A 14,594-nucleotide genomic window follows, 5' to 3' on the forward strand; every position below is an offset into this window, starting at 1 on the left:
CTAGCCCATCGTCCTATACGTCGCAAAGAATTAACCTACACAAATATCAGCAATAAACGACACAAGAGCTTATTGAATGACAAGCCTATTCGCTTTATAAATTTTAAACCGAATCACAAAGCAAATCGTCCCAGGGAACAGAGGGAGCTCTTATGTGCCAAACCCCCCATCCGAATAGCATCAGACTCCCGATCAGCAAGCAGACCTTCAACCGTCACCTGCTTGAACCTTTGACCGACTTCATGGGGACCTTTTGGAAGCTCAAGTCCGGGGCCAGGAAGGCAGACACCATGACGTTGGAACAAATGAAACAATTCATGTCCCACTTCGAAAGAAGTTGTTCCGAACTGGAGCTTTCAGGCGCTGACATGCTTAGATTTTTTCAATGCATTGCAGAACAGGCAAAGGAAACCACCTCAACCGATACCCAATCGAAGCACAGCCAATGGCTGTCCATATTGGTCGTCGACGACGATGAGCGAATACGCGAATTTCACTGCAGGATTCTGGAAAGCCTTAACTGCCGCGTCAACATAGCCAGCAATGGTTATGAAGCGTTGGGCATGTTGTGTCCCTCCTACGATGCCATCTTGATGGACATTCAGATGCCCGGCATGGACGGTATCGAAACCGCCATGAGAATTCGCCAGCAAGGCTTCGATCCCAGCACCACTCCGATCATAGCCATTACCGCCACCCCTCTGGAGGAGGTGCGAGGAAAATGCCAGGAATCGATATTCAATGACTGCATGCAAAAGCCGATGGATATCCACAAACTTCAAAAGACACTCGAAACGCTAACGGCCCGATAAGCCCCATTTCTTTTGAATTCAGTACCCTGCGTCAGCAACGCAGCTTGTGCTATGCCTGTGATTTCCGGGCTGGCTGGGAACACGTGGTCCGGGCGGAAAATTCATCCCCTCCTTCGCCGCAAAATTACTGTTTCCAGCTGTTTCCCTTCGCGCACCAATATCTCCCAGACTGTCACCGAGCGCCCCAACGCGGCGCAATTCCAGGCGCCAGTAACAGTCGCCACCCCGTCACCGCCCGCCTTGAAAAAAAAAAGCCTGCTGGCAAGCCCTTGTCTCAAGGCCATTCCAGCCGGATCCCAAGCTTTATTGAGCAACGCGCCATCAAGTTGGCCGCTCGATTGCATATGCTTGTATGTACAAGTAAATGTGTGTGCGTATGAGCAGTCAGAGAAATCGGTGCACAGATACTGCTTCCGCGTGTGACGGGCCTTCCCGCCCACGCAAGCCCGCCCATTGCCAGGGTTGGCTGGTTGAGCGGTAGCTCAGAAGCACATGGAGACGGGCCAGCTACCTCAGCAGGGCTCTTATGGGTGCGAATTAACCGGCCGAACAGGCAGGTTGGCTTTCAGGGTTTTGTCTCGTGTGCGCGTCGTGTGCACACGGGCATTGGAGATTCGGCCTGAGCCGGATCAGTTCGCAACACTCCATTGATTAGGCAGGAATCATCAAGATGTCGAAGAAATCAAGCTGGTTGGGATCTGTAGCGCTCAGTGCAATGGTTCTGGCCTGTGCTCCGGCACTGCAGGCCAAAGAGTGGACCTCGGTGAATATTGCCACCGAAGGGGCCTATGAGCCCTGGAACCTGACACTTGCGGGTGGAAAAATCGGCGGCTTCGAACCGGAGTTGATGGATGTCATCTGCCCGCGCATGAAGCTCAAGTGCAACCTCGTCGTACAGAACTGGGACGGGATGATCGCCAGCCTCAATGCCGGGAAATTCGACGTGCTGATGGACGCCATTGTCATCAACGACGAACGCAAGAAGGTCATGGCCTTCTCGACGCCTTACGCCCAGACACCGGCCAGCTTCGTTGCACTGAAAGCCGATCTGTTACCGGGCAAGAGCGGTGCCGAGGCCGCCATTACCCTGGGTACCGATGCCAAGGAAGTGCGAGCCGGTGTTGAAGAGCTGCGCAAGGCGCTCAAGGGCAAAACCATTGGCATCGCCTCCGGCACCATTTACACGACATTCATTGATGAGAACTTCAAGGATGTGGCGACCGTTCGTGAATACGGCAGCTCGGCCGAAGCCATCCTCGACCTGCTGGCCGGGCGCATCGACGTTGCATTCGATGATGTGACCTTCTTCAATTCGGTCATGGACAAACCTGAGAACAAGCCGCTGGCCTTTACCGGCCCGGTCATCAAAGGCCCGATCTGGGGTGAAGGCGAAGCCCTGGGCTTCCGCCAGAAAGACCCTGAGCTCAAGGCCAAGTTCGACGCAGCCCTCAAGGAAGCCATGGCTGACGGCACGATCAAGAAACTGAGCGAGAAGTGGTTCAAGGCAGACCTCACCCCCAAGCAGTGATTCTGAATAGCCCGGTGCCCTGAAGGGTGCCGGGCTGCTTAACCCTTTTTCATAAGTGGGCCCCTCTATGAACCTCTTGCAGCTACTCAGTTTTGGTGACTCAGGCTGGGGAATGGCGCTACTCCAGGCAGCGGGCATGACCGTGATATTGACCCTGGCGGCGCTGCTGGTGGGTGCGGTATCTGGCAGCCTGGTCGCGGCGGCCAAGCTCTCCCGCCAGCGCGGTTTGCGCTGGCTGGGGGACCTGTACTCGATACTGTTCCGGGGCATCCCGGAGTTGCTGGTGATCTACCTGTTCTACTTTGGCGGGGCCAGTGTGGTGACCGCGGTTGGCCACTGGTTCGGCGGTGAGGGTTATATCGACGTGCCCCCCTTTCTGGTTGGCGCGTTGGCGGTCGGGCTGATTTCCGGCTCCTATCAGGCTGAAGTCTACCGAGGGGCTTTTCTCGCGGTATCGCGGGGCGAACTGGAAGCCGGGCTGGCCATCGGCATGAGCCGGGCAATGCGTTTCAAACGGATCCTGGTGCCTCAGGTGCTGCGATTCGCCCTGCCCGGACTGGGCAATGTCTGGCAGATGAGCCTGAAAGACTCCGCGCTGATCTCAGTCATCGGCCTGGTGGAGTTGATGCGCGCCAGTCAGGTTGCCGCCGGCTCGACGCGGCAATACTTTACGTTCTATATCGTCGGGGGTGTCGTGTACCTCATTCTCACTGGCCTGTCCGGTCGGCTTTTCAACATGGCTGAAACTCGCGTGCGTCGTACGCGGCAACGCAGCCCAGTCTAGTTCGAGTCCGGAGCGCCACTCATGATCGATTTTCCGTTCCTCGCCGACACCATGCTCAAGCTGCTGGCGGCACTGCCCACCACGTTGACACTGTTTTTCAGCTCATTGGTGATCGGCCTGAGCCTGTCTGTCGGCATCGTCAGCCTGCGGGTCAGTCGCTGGTGGTTTTTCAGCTATCCGGCGCGGTTCTACATCATGCTGTTTCGCGGTACGCCACTGCTGATTCAAATGTTCCTGATTTACTACGGGCTGGGCCAATTCCCGGCCATTCGCGACAGCTTCGCCTGGGTCCTGCTCAAGTCGCCCTATGGTTGCGCGGTGCTTTCACTGGCCTTGTGTACCGCCGGTTACACCGCCGAAATCATTCGCGGTGGGCTGCTCAGCGTGCCCCAGGGACAGATCGAGGCGGGCAAGGCCGTGGGCATGTCGCCGTGGGAACTGCTACGCCGGATCATTGCGCCGGTCACTCTGCGCCAGGCCCTGCCGGCCTACTCCACCGAAGCCATTCTGCTGGTCAAGTCCACGGCCCTGGCCAGCCTGGTGACGGTGTGGGATGTCACGGGCGTCGCGCAGCAGATCATCCAGCGCACCTATCGCACGATGGAGGTGTTCATTTGCGCAGCCTTGATCTACCTGGTGCTGAATTTCCTGGTGGTCCGTGCTGTCGCCTGGCTCGAGTACCGCCTTTCGCCGCACCTGCGTGAGCGGCCAGTGGACACCATCAAAAAAGCCAGCCCATCGCTGCCTACCCATTCCTGATTTGCTACGGAGCATGCCATGAGCACTCAGCCCGCTTCAGCCCTGTCGGTCACCAATATCCAGAAATCCTTCGGCAGCGCACATGTCCTCAAGGGCATTTCCCTGGAAGCCCACAAGGGCGACGTGATCTCGATCCTCGGCGCCAGTGGCTCCGGTAAAAGTACCTTCCTGCGTTGCATCAACCTGCTGGAAACCCCTGATCAAGGCATCATCAGCGTCAATGGTGAAGTGATCGAAATGAAGCAGCATGCCGATGGCCGTCAGACACCGAGCAACAGCCGCCAGGTCGAACGCATGCGCAGCTGCCTGGGCATGGTGTTCCAAAGCTTCAACCTCTGGTCGCACATGACCGTGCTGCAAAACGTCATCGAAGGCCCGCTGCGGGTACTCAAGCGCTCCCGCGCCGAATGCGTCGAGGAAGCCGAGGCGCTGCTGCACAAGGTCGGCCTGTACGATCGCCGCGACTATTACCCGGCTCACCTGTCCGGCGGCCAGCAGCAGCGCGTCGCGATCGCCCGCGCGCTGGCGATGAATCCCCAGGTCATGTTGTTCGACGAACCGACCTCGGCGCTTGACCCGGAACTGGTCGGCGAGGTGTTGCGGGTGATGCGCTCCCTGGCCGAGGAAGGCCGCACCATGCTGGTGGTCACCCACGAAATGGGCTTTGCCCGCCACGTGTCGAATCGGGTGGTGTTCATGCATGGCGGCCTGATCGATGTCCAGGGTACGCCAGCGGAACTGTTCGAAGGCTTGCCCACCGAACGCTTCAAGCAATTCGTTTCCAGCCATCAGGAGAGGAGTGCCGAATAACACTGCTCGCCGGCGCAGCTCAGCCGTATTCCAGGCGCCTCTCGGCCCTGGAAGATGCGGCATCCTGATTTCTCGATAGCCGGCCTTATTTATCAAATTGCTCCTCGCCCCCCGGGGCGGCCTAATCAGAGCTTTGTTAACCAAGGCTCACCAATGGAAAATATTCGAGCGTCAAGCACCCACGCCGCATGGTTGATGGTCAGTGTGGTGTTGGTTGCCCTCAATCTGAGACCCTCCATGGCCGCGATCGGTCCCCTGTTGTCGGCGGTTCGCGGGGATATCCCCTTGAGTTTCAGCGCCGCGGCGTTGCTGACCATGCTGCCGGTCATGGCGATGGGGTTGGCGATGTTCCTCGGGATGCGCATCGCCCTGCGCTTCGGCGAACACCGCACCATCATAGTGTCCTTGCTGATCATCGGCCTGGCGACGGCTTCACGGTTGTACCTGAACAGCACCGTCGAGCTGATTCTGAGCGCGGTACTGGCAGGACTCGGAATCGCCCTGATTCAAGCCGTGATGCCAGCACTGATCAAATCACGCTTCACCAATAACGTATCGCTGTTCATGGGACTCTACGTCACGTCGATCATGGGGGGCGCGGCGGTCGCGGCGTCGTTCTCGCCATTCGTCCTGGCCCGGACCGGGAGCTGGCGGATCAGCCTGGCCATCTGGGCGTTGCTGGCGTTGGTAGCCCTGATCATCTGGTTTGCCCAGCGCTCGGCGGTCCCACCCTTGCCAGCGGCACCAACGGGCAGCCGCCAGGAATCGTTCGTCGGTCATTCACGGGCTTGGCTGCTGGCGATTTTCTTCGGTCTGGGCACGGCGTCCTACACCTGTGTACTGGCTTGGCTGGCGCCCTATTACGTGGAGAAGGGCTGGAGCGAACAGAGCGCGGGCCTGCTGTTGGGCCTGCTGACCGCCATGGAGGTCGTGTCCGGGTTGATCACACCGGCGATCGCCAACCGCAGTCAAGACAAACGCCTGGTGCTGACGGTGCTGCTGGCCCTGATCATCGCCGGTTTCTGCGGACTGATCCTCAGCCCGGAACGTTTTACCCTGCTGTGGCCGTGCCTACTGGGCCTGGGTATCGGCGGGTTGTTCCCGATGAGCCTGATTGTCTCTCTCGATCACTTGGACAACCCGCGCCGCGCCGGAGGCTTGACCGCCTTCGTCCAGGGCATCGGCTATCTGATCGCCGGGCTCTCACCCTTGATTGCCGGGATGATTCGCGACCAGTTGGGCAGCTTCGAGTGGGCCTGGTGGTCACTGGCGGCGGTGATGGCCGTGATGATCGTGATGGTGTTGCGCTTCAATCCGAAGCACTACGCACAGCATATCCAATAGTCATCAGCGGTCCTTTCAGGATTTTCTCACGGGCTGATCGGCCTGTCTTGAAAGGACCGGTTCGGCTATCCGCCGGCCCCCCTTCTTCAGGGAACACAGATGTCATTGGCGCTCGCCTTCAACCACAGGCGTAGCTCCGTGCCAAGAATGTCGCCGCGGATATTCCTGGGCTGTGCGCCGTGCCCGTCTGTCGGGCACATGGGAGCATCTCCATAGATGGCGGTCTTGATGCCTTCACCGTCGTAGCCCTGGCGACGGGCCCGCTCGACCAAGTACGTGAACAGGGTGGGTGTCACGAACAACGTGATGTTACCCAACCTACTTGCCAGCCCAAACAGTTCGTCGGCGTCGAAGCCCCGAGATTCGGGGACGACATGGCGAGCGCCCCGGTGCACATGGATCAGGCTGTAGAGACCGGCACAGTGAGACATCGGCGCTGCATACACTACGGCATCACCGACCTCGACCGAGTCGACGTCAGTCGAGTAGCGCAGAGCCAGGGCGACCAGGTCGCCATGGCTCAGCTTCATTCCCGTTGAGTACTCCGCGGTGTCAGAGGTGTAGAACAGCCAAGCCAGGTCATTGGCCCGACGCGGACAAGGCGTGTCCGGCGCCGAAGTGATCGAGGCATGTGTTCCCATGTCCTCTCGATCCAGCTCCCGACACGTCTGTGGCAGCAGGCCGCGCGTGAATACCTCGCCGCCATCGGTGAAGATCAACCGGACCTGTGCGTTGTCGACAATCCAGTTAGCCTCGACGGGATGCAGCTTGCAGTTGATCGGCACCGCCACCGCGCCGACCCACCAGATGGCGTAGAGCAACTCCAGGTACTCGCAGCAGTTTTTCATGAACAACGCGACACGGTCGCCAGGGGCAATGCCGTGCCCGTCGATCAGATACCCGGCCCGGTGTCGGACCAGGGCGACAAAGGCGCCATAGTTGGCGACTTGCTGCCGCCCCTCGAACAAGGCTGGATGATTCGGGTAGCGAACACCGGCTTCGTCCAGCCAGTTGGCGATATTCATGCTCAGCTCCTGTATGCCTGAAGGACCGGGGCAGAGTTGGCGAGCGCTTGGCATGACTATTTCATCCAGCAGTAATACAGCCTTTGGCTCATATTTGCCTTCAGCCCAGCGCGGAGCGTCTCAACATGAGAAAGGCGAATATAGTGAGGTTGCCTCATCCAGACTATTTAAAAAATAAATTGCATCCACTAATATATAAATAGACAGTTTTGCCGCCCTTGAGCAAACGTAATGTTGATGGATCTTTATCGAGATGGATTTCATGCTCAATAGCAATTTGCTCAGAAAGCTGGACATGCAGGACCTGATGGTATTCGTCGCGATCTATGAGCAGAACAGCGTCACCGAGGTCTCCGAAACCCTTTGCGTCAGCCAGTCTACCGTGAGCTATTGCCTGAAAAAGCTGCGCACCAGTTTCGAAGATGAGCTGTTCATCCACACCCGTAATGCCATGTGGCCAACCAGCAAGGCCACCAGCATGTACAGCCATGTGGTCAACATAATAAAAAATATCAACCTGTGTCATTCCAAAGTAAAAGCCTTTGCCCCACCCGAAAAAGAGATCACTTTCAATATCTGCGCACCTGAATACTTCGAATTATTGATCCTTCCCAGCCTGTTGAAAAACATTATAAAAAGCAATCTTCCGATCATAATCAATACTCACAAGTTTCACAAAGATGTGCCCATCAAAGAACTGGCAGACGGTCGTATTGACCTGGTTATTTGTGCCGGCCCGAACTTTCATCGCGACGCCAAGCCCTTCAAATCCAAGATACTGCTGGGCGATGACCTGGTGTGCGTGGTCGACAAGCACTTCACGCCAGCAGAGAACACATTCAATCTGGACACTTTTGTCGCACGCCGGCACATTTTCCCGACGCCTTGGACGTCAGACACCAATATGGTGGATGGCTGGCTCGGCAAACAGGGTTATACCCGGCAGATTGTCGCTCGCGCCAATAGCTATGTGGCGGCACTTGCAATGGTCGGCGGGACCGATCTGGTTCTCATCTTGCCTCGGCGCATCCAGAGGCTGATCTGTGACGAAACCAAGTTCGCCTTTTGCAACCCGCCGCCGGGCTTGCCCAGTTTCACAATAGACATGTTGTGGGACAGGAAAACCGAGCAAAACAGTGCCAACACTTGGTTGCGCGAGCAGATTGCCCAGGTTTGTGCCTAGGAGGCCACCACCGAGGCCCCCTACCCCCGGAGAATCCGTTCGATACGTTCGCGCGCCGCTCCCGTAAGCCGCTTCACCCCCAGCAACCGTGCCACCTCCAAGGCCGGGTCCGCCGCGTCGATGATCCCTGCGGCAATGCGCAGCTCTTCAGCACAGATTTCCTCTATCGAGCGCGCATCATTGGCCGACACGGGGATCCGGTAGGTCGACCAGCCCGATATATCGTCCTCGGCATGCCAGACGAAGGCCCCGTCGTCCCCCGACTGTTGCACGTGGTGGTGCTGGTCGGCGAGTTCGAGTACCCGGTCGCGGATCAGGCGACCGGCGCGCTGGAAGCCATGAGCCCGGGCAACCCGCTGGACCAGCAGTGCGTCGAGCATTGGCGCCTCCTGGCACAGGACCTCTGCGATGATGTCGCACAGTACGGGGGTGTATGTCGGCAGATGGAACTGCTCGGCGTCAGTCAGCTATCCCTGGTTGGAATGGCGAGATTTAAAGCAATATTCAACAGTCCCAAGGGTTCAGGACATCAACACCACAACCGACAAAGTCCTTGACGTTACGAGTCGCCAATATTGCAGCACGCGAGCAAGCCATAGCCGCGATCATTGCATCAAACTGACTGATAGGAGCACCTGCAAGGCGGCGTAATGCCGATATCTCGGCAAAGGCATCCGCCGCATCACTGTCGAAGCCAAGCAATCGACCGGCGAAATCGATATTAAAGATGTCCAACGCTACATCCCACAGCCGATCACGACGCTGCCCTTCTGGCATCAGGCGCAAGCCATAAAGGATTTCACCGCGAGTAATCGTGGTGGTAAACAATGAGGCTCGTGGCTGCTTCTGTAACCATCCCACAACCGCATCTGTTGGAGCCGGTCGCATTATTTCGGACAGGACATTGGTATCGAGAATGATCATGCATCGAAATCCGGCGGTTCACGCATCGCCTCACGTGGTGCGATGTCCAAATCCACCCCGCCTAAAGGCTCGATCCGAGCACGAATAGCGTCGATTAACGAACCGGAGCGCCCGGACGAAACTGACAATGCAGCGCGCAAGATATCGCGAGCCTCCTCTTCCATGGAGTGACCATGCAGAGCAGCTTGCACACGCAAGCGCGCCTTGAGCTGTTCATCGACATTACGAATCGTCATGCTTGCCATGGCGTACCTCAATCACTCATCAATGATTGCATTTTAAGCATTGATTGCAGCAGGGGCAACCTCGGGCATGCTTATTAAACTCATGGCACAGGCGTCAGGACGGGGCCTCCTGAGAAATGAGCCTTCAAATTTTCAATGACCAACTGCAGCGTGGCGGTGACCGCCTCCGGTGAACGCCCCGCTATATGCGGCGTCAGGATCAGGTTATTCAGATTGGCGAACGCCGCTGGCACATCAGGCTCTCCTTCCACGACATCCAGTGCCGCCCCGGCAACTTCACGGTTTGTCAGTGCCGAGATAAGCGCGACAGTGTCCACAACGCTGCCCCGGGCAATATTGACCAGATAACCGTTGGGGCCGAGGGCATTCAGTACCGCGGCATCCACCAGGTGAAATGTACTGGCGCCGCCGGGTGTGGCCACGATCAGGAAATCAGCCCAGCTTGCCAAGGCGACCGGCGTATCAAAGTAGGAGAATGGCGATCCCTCGCGTGGGCGACGGCTGTGATAACCCACCGACATCTCGAAACCGCCAATGCCTCGCCGGGCAATCTGCTGTCCGATATTGCCCAGTCCCAGAATTCCCAGTTTCTTTTTCGAAAGCATGGGGCGCGGCTGCCTGGATTGAGACCACTGACCTCGGCGAACAGCGGCATCGGCTTGCGGAATACCCCTGACAATAGCCATCAACAGTGCGATCGCATGGTCAGCGACCGATGCGTCGTTGGTGCCGGGGCCATGAGTCACGATGATGTTGCGCGCGCGAGCGGCAAGCAGATCGATCTTTTCGTAGCCCGCGCCCTGGGCGCAGACGATCCTGAGTTGAGGCAGCGCGGCCATATCAACGACCGAAAGTCCCGTAGAGCCGTTTGTCAGCACCGCCTGAACCTGAGGCCCAATGGCCTTGATCGTGCCGGCCTTTGCTTCAGCGGACACCGCCATGTGCGCCTTGAAACCGGCGGCTTCCAGGTGAGCCAGACTCTCGGGAGCCAATTCGATCAGAACCAGGAGATCTCGAACCATAGCCAGGTACTCTTGATTTAGCCTGCGCGTGTTGGGAGCGTTCCGCCCCCATAGACTACATGATTAGTTGCAAGCGCCCCGCCCTTTGCTCGAGCAGATGAACATTGCGATGCCAGCCATGACCGTCGACAAAATCAGCCTGAGTGGTTTCGTTGATCAAAATCAAAACCTGAAATCACATTGACATCACCCTGGACAACATGGGGGCGCGCAGAAGCTACGCTCAATTCAGCGCCGACAAGCCAGGCAGGTCCCCCCACCTACGGCAATGGAGCGCTGTTACCCACAATAACAATCTGCGGTTTACCTTGAGGTAGTCCTTGATGAATCTCTCTCGCCTGTTCAACCGGACCCACTCCTCTTCGTCGGGTACCCTCAGCGTGCTCAGTACCGCCAGTGAACTACAGGCCAAGCTGCAGGCGGTTCGCCTGGAGCCGGTATTCATCTCCGGCTTCGTGTCCCCGCACCTGGACCTCGACCAGATCGCCCGCACCGTCCGCCAGCGCTTCCCGAACTGCGTCATCAGCCTGTGTACCACCTCCGGCGAACTGTGCAGCACCGACAGCCAGCTCTACTGCCCTACCGGCGAACGCTGGGACCGGATCGTGCTGCAACTGTTCGATCGCAGCGTGATCGCCAGCGCCGAAATCGCCATGGTGTCCCTGGAGTGCGCCGATATCCGCGGCGATGGCAAACGCATCAGCATGCGCGAGCGCATCGGTCGCCTGGTGCAAAACCTCAAGGCGGCGCAGGTACGTACCCACATCGACCAGCGCGACACCCTGGCCTACATCCTCTTCGACGGCCTGTCGGCGTCCGAATCGTTCTTCATGGAAGCGCTTTACGAATCCGGTCGCTTCCCCTGCCTGTTCGTCGGCGGTTCGGCGGGTGGCAAGGGCGACTTCAAAAAGACCCTGATCCACGACGGCAACCGTAGTTACGAGAACCACGCCCAGATCGTCTTTCTCAAGTGCCCGCCCGGCGTCCGTTTCGGCGTGTTCAAAAGCCAGAATTTCCAACCCTCGACGCAGACCTTCAACGTCCTGACCGCGTCGCTGGAGGATCGCACCATTCACCAGGTGATCGACGCCCAAGGCAATATCAAGACCATGGTCCAGGCCCTGGCCGATGCCTTCAAGTGCGCGCCGCAGGCACTGGAGCAACACCTGAGCGACTACTCCTTCGCCATCCGCGTGGGCCAGGAGCTGTTCGTCCGTTCCATCGCCCGTATCGACCCGACGCAAGGCCTGGTGCACCTGTTCTGCGACGTGGCGCCGGGCGAAGAACTGATCATGGTCAAACGCACCTCGATCCGCGACGCCACCCGCGCCGACTACCAGCGCTTCCTGCAGGGCAAGGGCGGCCAGCCGATTGCCGGCATCCTCAACGACTGCATCCTGCGCCGGCTCAACAACAGCACGGAACTGGGGTCCATGACCGGCCTCTTCGGCGACGTGCCGCTGATCGGCTTTTCCACTTTCGGCGAGATTCTCGGGCTCAACCTCAACCAGACCCTGACCGCGATCTTCTTCTTCCGCGTCGCCCACGGCGCCACCTTTGAAGATGACTACGTCGACCGCTTCCCGATCCACTACGGCGAATTCAAGGCCTTTTTCCTACGCCGTCAGATCAAGAAACTGGTGGGCCTCAACCATGTGCTGGTCAAGCAGATCGAAGCCTTCAAGAACAACAACTTCGTCAGCAGCCTGGACGTGAGTGGCCTGGATGAAAACCTGCAACCGGTCTTCCACGGTTTGACCGACCTCGGTGCCGTGCTCGACCAGGCCAACCGTAACAAGGAACAGATCGCCAGCGAACTGCAGCACTATTCCCAGGAACTGCACCTGTCGATGGACGACCTGGCCAGCACCATCGACCAGCAACACGATGTCGCCGCCGAAGCGCGCTCGACCTTCGATGGCCTGTCCACCCAGGCCGACGAGGTGGTCGGCGGTGCCCGCGAGCTGGCGCAATCGAGTTTGCGTATCCAATCGATCGTACAAGTGATCCAGCAGATCGCCGGCCAGACCAACCTGCTCGCCCTCAACGCCGCCATCGAAGCCGCCCGGGCCGGCGAAATGGGCCGCGGCTTTGCCGTGGTGGCCGATGAAGTGCGCAAACTGGCGGAGATCACCCGCAAGAACGCCGGCGAGATCGGCGTGGATATCGATCGGCTGTCGTCCGAGATCCAGAAAGTGGCGGTGCAGATCGAAGATCAGTCCACAGCCGTAGGCACATTGAGGGGCTTGTTCAACGCCCTGGAAGACTCCAGCCAGACAACCGAAGGGACGTCGAAGCGGACCAAGACGATTGCCGACACGCTGACCGGGCTGACGCGGCGCGGTTGAAGGAAAAGGGACGGAAAAGACACAGATTTATTTAACCCTGCAGACAGCTATCCAGTATCGGTAGTGAACACTGGGGAAAATAAATCTGTGTGCCTTTATACGATCAGACTCCCTGTTGGTCGAAGAACGACTCCATGCCCTATCGGTGCCATGAGCGGATACCTCTACCAAAACCAGTACGGAAGAAACTTTGGTGTCGGCTCGTTCGCCAATTCAAGGTGATAGGTGATGGGATTGAAGAAAAACGCATCCAAACAGAGAAAAGCAACAACCCCGAACAACAGCGTGATCAGTTCGCGAGACGAATGCTCAGCGTAATTTTTATTCATGACATGACGGACCACAAGAAGAACGACAAAACTGATGAGAACCCCAGGATAGTTTGGCTGCAGCGGATGAAGCGAATAAGAGTTATAGACAAAAACAAACAAAGTCAATCCCAATCCCACAACCGGGAGCGCCAGACAAAACTGTAAAAACCACCTCTTCGCCCCAGAAAACAAATCACCTTTCTCGATAAAAATATAGGCCGCCAACAAAGAAACGACAGGGGTAATAGATAATATATAGCGCATCTTTTTCGAGTATGGAATAGTAAAAAAAACAATGATAGCAAAAAGACAAACAGCGAGATACAACAGCATATTAGTGTCGGCCTTCCGAGGCAAACAAAAGAACTGCTTGTGTTTTTTTACGATCACGATCAAGGCAAAAAAAGCAGTCACGCCATAGGCAATCAGCCCGCCAGTAAAATAAAAATAATAGCGTGGCGCGTGATCATTAACCACTCGCCCCAAGCCCTGCATTACCAAGACTTCCTGCATAAAAGCTGAGCCGCCCTGCAGATAAGCTGCCCACGCCAATACCACCACACCCGCAATGAAAATCAAACCCGCGAGCAACGAAAATAAAAGTAACGCCCGCCACTGCTTATTCAATAAATAATAACACACGACGACGATTGCAGGCCCCAACAGCCCAATCGGGCCACGAAACACAAAGCCAAGCGCCAACCCGACAAACACAAAAACCAATCGCGACTTGTCTTCTTTCAATTCTGCAGAATACACAGAATAAAAACAGATCACCGTAAAGAGCGCGGGATAAATATCAAGAGCCCAAAAATTAACACTGTCTAGAAACGCCCATGTAAACAGCGAAAAAAAGACACCGTACAACCCCCATCTCTTTTCATGCAACGCCCCGAGCTTGTAAACAAAAACCAACATCAAGGCTGCAGCGATGCAGTAGGGCAAACCCATGGAGAGAATAGAAAGTCGACCAAAAGGCAAAGAAAACAAGTAAACCAGAAAAGTATGCGCAATCGTATAATCAGGATAAGGCTGTAAGTCCTCAGCAATGGGGAACAGTGTTACACCATGCTGCAACATATACTCTGCAAAATCCACAAACCGAGTGGTGTAGTTCGTGATCGAGGCCTTGTATTGCAACCCCATGAATATAACGAGCGTTACCAGGAAAATGCTTAGGCCGGGTTTCTTTACAGCTTGCTTGATCAGGGTATCCATGTAATCGATACTTTCAAAAAACCGTCAATAATACAGCACCCGAGCACGGAAAACCATAGCGCGGCACCGACCCAGTGCTGTCCACACAAACCATTTCACTACAATACTGAGCTGATGAGAGTCATAGCCTCCTTCTATCTATGAAGCAGCGAGCCTGCCATCCATATGATATCTCACTCATATCGACCAGGCGCGCGCTCATCGGTGAAAAAATGTAAAAGGCTATGAAAGTATGTGAACAGATGACAAACATATTTTTCCCGCCGATAGTGGTCAAGCAT

General features: G+C 56.8%; 14 protein-coding genes and 1 pseudogene. 9 read left to right on the plus strand and 6 right to left on the minus strand.

All coding sequences use genetic code 11. The features are described 5' to 3' along the window. Positions 1-152 precede the first annotated feature (152 nt). The 6 genes from PFEN_RS18530 (at position 153) to PFEN_RS18555 (ending at position 6,037) form a co-directional block, all read left to right on the plus strand. Positions 153-812, plus strand: a complete 660-nt coding sequence (locus PFEN_RS18530) for a response regulator (RefSeq protein WP_191488262.1) — start codon at positions 153-155, stop codon at positions 810-812. Positions 813-1,575: 763 nt separating this feature from the next. Continuing rightward, positions 1,576-2,340, plus strand: a complete 765-nt coding sequence (locus PFEN_RS18535; RefSeq protein ID WP_412071453.1) for a transporter substrate-binding domain-containing protein — start codon at positions 1,576-1,578, stop codon at positions 2,338-2,340. Positions 2,341-2,452: 112 nt separating this feature from the next. Then, the gene (locus PFEN_RS18540; RefSeq protein ID WP_318192845.1) at positions 2,453-3,124 is read left to right on the plus strand and encodes an ABC transporter permease; all 672 of its coding nucleotides are present in this window, start codon (positions 2,453-2,455) and stop codon (positions 3,122-3,124) included. Between the two features lie 21 nt (positions 3,125-3,145). After that, positions 3,146-3,883, plus strand: coding sequence for an ABC transporter permease (locus PFEN_RS18545; protein ID WP_191488265.1), 738 nt, complete (start codon positions 3,146-3,148; stop codon positions 3,881-3,883). 18 nt (positions 3,884-3,901) lie between these two features. Beyond that, positions 3,902-4,693, plus strand: a complete 792-nt coding sequence (locus PFEN_RS18550; RefSeq protein WP_191488266.1) for an ABC transporter ATP-binding protein — start codon at positions 3,902-3,904, stop codon at positions 4,691-4,693. Positions 4,694-4,846: 153 nt separating this feature from the next. Next, a complete protein-coding gene (locus tag PFEN_RS18555; RefSeq protein ID WP_191488267.1) occupies positions 4,847-6,037 on the plus strand; it encodes a cyanate transporter in 1,191 nt (396 codons plus the stop codon). A gap of 86 nt (positions 6,038-6,123) precedes the next feature. Here the strand turns inward: PFEN_RS18555 and PFEN_RS18560 are convergent, their stop codons facing one another. Further along, positions 6,124-7,062 carry a class I adenylate-forming enzyme family protein gene (locus PFEN_RS18560; protein ID WP_191488268.1) on the minus strand — a complete coding sequence of 313 codons (939 nt, stop codon included), beginning with the start codon at positions 7,060-7,062 and terminating at the stop codon, positions 6,124-6,126. A gap of 262 nt (positions 7,063-7,324) precedes the next feature. Here PFEN_RS18560 and PFEN_RS18565 point away from each other — a divergent pair, with 262 nt between their 5' ends. Beyond that, positions 7,325-8,245, plus strand: a complete 921-nt coding sequence (locus tag PFEN_RS18565) for a LysR family transcriptional regulator (protein ID WP_191488333.1) — start codon at positions 7,325-7,327, stop codon at positions 8,243-8,245. 20 nt (positions 8,246-8,265) lie between these two features. Here the strand turns inward: PFEN_RS18565 and PFEN_RS18570 are convergent, their stop codons facing one another. From PFEN_RS18570 to PFEN_RS18585, 4 genes are all read right to left on the minus strand, one after another. Next, positions 8,266-8,712, minus strand: a complete 447-nt coding sequence (locus PFEN_RS18570; protein ID WP_191488334.1) for a DUF3320 domain-containing protein — start codon at positions 8,710-8,712, stop codon at positions 8,266-8,268. A 37-nt stretch (positions 8,713-8,749) separates the two neighbouring features. Then, positions 8,750-9,169 (minus strand): type II toxin-antitoxin system VapC family toxin, encoded by a 420-nt coding sequence (locus PFEN_RS18575; RefSeq protein ID WP_191488269.1) that lies wholly within the window; start codon positions 9,167-9,169, stop codon positions 8,750-8,752. After that, positions 9,166-9,414, minus strand: coding sequence for a FitA-like ribbon-helix-helix domain-containing protein (locus PFEN_RS18580; RefSeq protein WP_191488270.1), 249 nt, complete (start codon positions 9,412-9,414; stop codon positions 9,166-9,168). The genes PFEN_RS18575 and PFEN_RS18580 overlap by 4 nt, the downstream gene beginning before the upstream one ends. An 80-nt stretch (positions 9,415-9,494) precedes the next feature. Next, complete coding sequence (locus PFEN_RS18585) at positions 9,495-10,436, minus strand: 2-hydroxyacid dehydrogenase (protein ID WP_191488271.1); 942 nt, start codon at positions 10,434-10,436, stop codon at positions 9,495-9,497. A 323-nt stretch (positions 10,437-10,759) separates the two neighbouring features. Here PFEN_RS18585 and PFEN_RS31515 point away from each other — a divergent pair. Further along, positions 10,760-11,914: pseudogene (locus PFEN_RS31515) on the plus strand (FIST signal transduction protein); the annotation flags it as partial. Between the two features lie 372 nt (positions 11,915-12,286). Then, complete coding sequence (locus PFEN_RS31520; protein ID WP_412071454.1) at positions 12,287-12,784, plus strand: methyl-accepting chemotaxis protein; 498 nt, start codon at positions 12,287-12,289, stop codon at positions 12,782-12,784. 164 nt (positions 12,785-12,948) lie between these two features. On the opposite strand, the gene PFEN_RS18595 is transcribed toward PFEN_RS31520, so the two are convergent. Beyond that, entirely contained in the window at positions 12,949-14,313 is a 1,365-nt protein-coding gene (locus PFEN_RS18595; protein WP_191488273.1) for an ArnT family glycosyltransferase, read from the minus strand. Positions 14,314-14,594 lie beyond the last annotated feature (281 nt).

Origin of the sequence: Pseudomonas sp. FEN (assembly GCF_904067045.1) — a bacterium.
Taxonomy (GTDB): domain Bacteria; phylum Pseudomonadota; class Gammaproteobacteria; order Pseudomonadales; family Pseudomonadaceae; genus Aquipseudomonas.

What these genes read in the sequence shown, in the direction of transcription:
- PFEN_RS18530 (WP_191488262.1), top strand. Translation starts at nt 153, where the DNA reads ATGTGCCAAACCCCCCATCCGAATAGCATCAGACTCCCGATCAGCAAG.
- PFEN_RS18540 (WP_318192845.1), top strand. Translation starts at nt 2,453, where the DNA reads ATGGCGCTACTCCAGGCAGCGGGCATGACCGTGATATTGACCCTGGCG.
- PFEN_RS18545 (WP_191488265.1), top strand. Translation starts at nt 3,146, where the DNA reads ATGATCGATTTTCCGTTCCTCGCCGACACCATGCTCAAGCTGCTGGCG.
- PFEN_RS18550 (WP_191488266.1), top strand. Translation starts at nt 3,902, where the DNA reads ATGAGCACTCAGCCCGCTTCAGCCCTGTCGGTCACCAATATCCAGAAA.
- PFEN_RS18555 (WP_191488267.1), top strand. Translation starts at nt 4,847, where the DNA reads ATGGAAAATATTCGAGCGTCAAGCACCCACGCCGCATGGTTGATGGTC.
- PFEN_RS18560 (WP_191488268.1), bottom strand. Translation starts at nt 7,062, where the DNA reads ATGAATATCGCCAACTGGCTGGACGAAGCCGGTGTTCGCTACCCGAAT.
- PFEN_RS18565 (WP_191488333.1), top strand. Translation starts at nt 7,325, where the DNA reads ATGCTCAATAGCAATTTGCTCAGAAAGCTGGACATGCAGGACCTGATG.
- PFEN_RS18575 (WP_191488269.1), bottom strand. Translation starts at nt 9,169, where the DNA reads ATGATCATTCTCGATACCAATGTCCTGTCCGAAATAATGCGACCGGCT.
- PFEN_RS18580 (WP_191488270.1), bottom strand. Translation starts at nt 9,414, where the DNA reads ATGGCAAGCATGACGATTCGTAATGTCGATGAACAGCTCAAGGCGCGC.
- PFEN_RS18585 (WP_191488271.1), bottom strand. Translation starts at nt 10,436, where the DNA reads ATGGTTCGAGATCTCCTGGTTCTGATCGAATTGGCTCCCGAGAGTCTG.
- PFEN_RS31520 (WP_412071454.1), top strand. Translation starts at nt 12,287, where the DNA reads ATGGACGACCTGGCCAGCACCATCGACCAGCAACACGATGTCGCCGCC.
- PFEN_RS18595 (WP_191488273.1), bottom strand. Translation starts at nt 14,313, where the DNA reads ATGGATACCCTGATCAAGCAAGCTGTAAAGAAACCCGGCCTAAGCATT.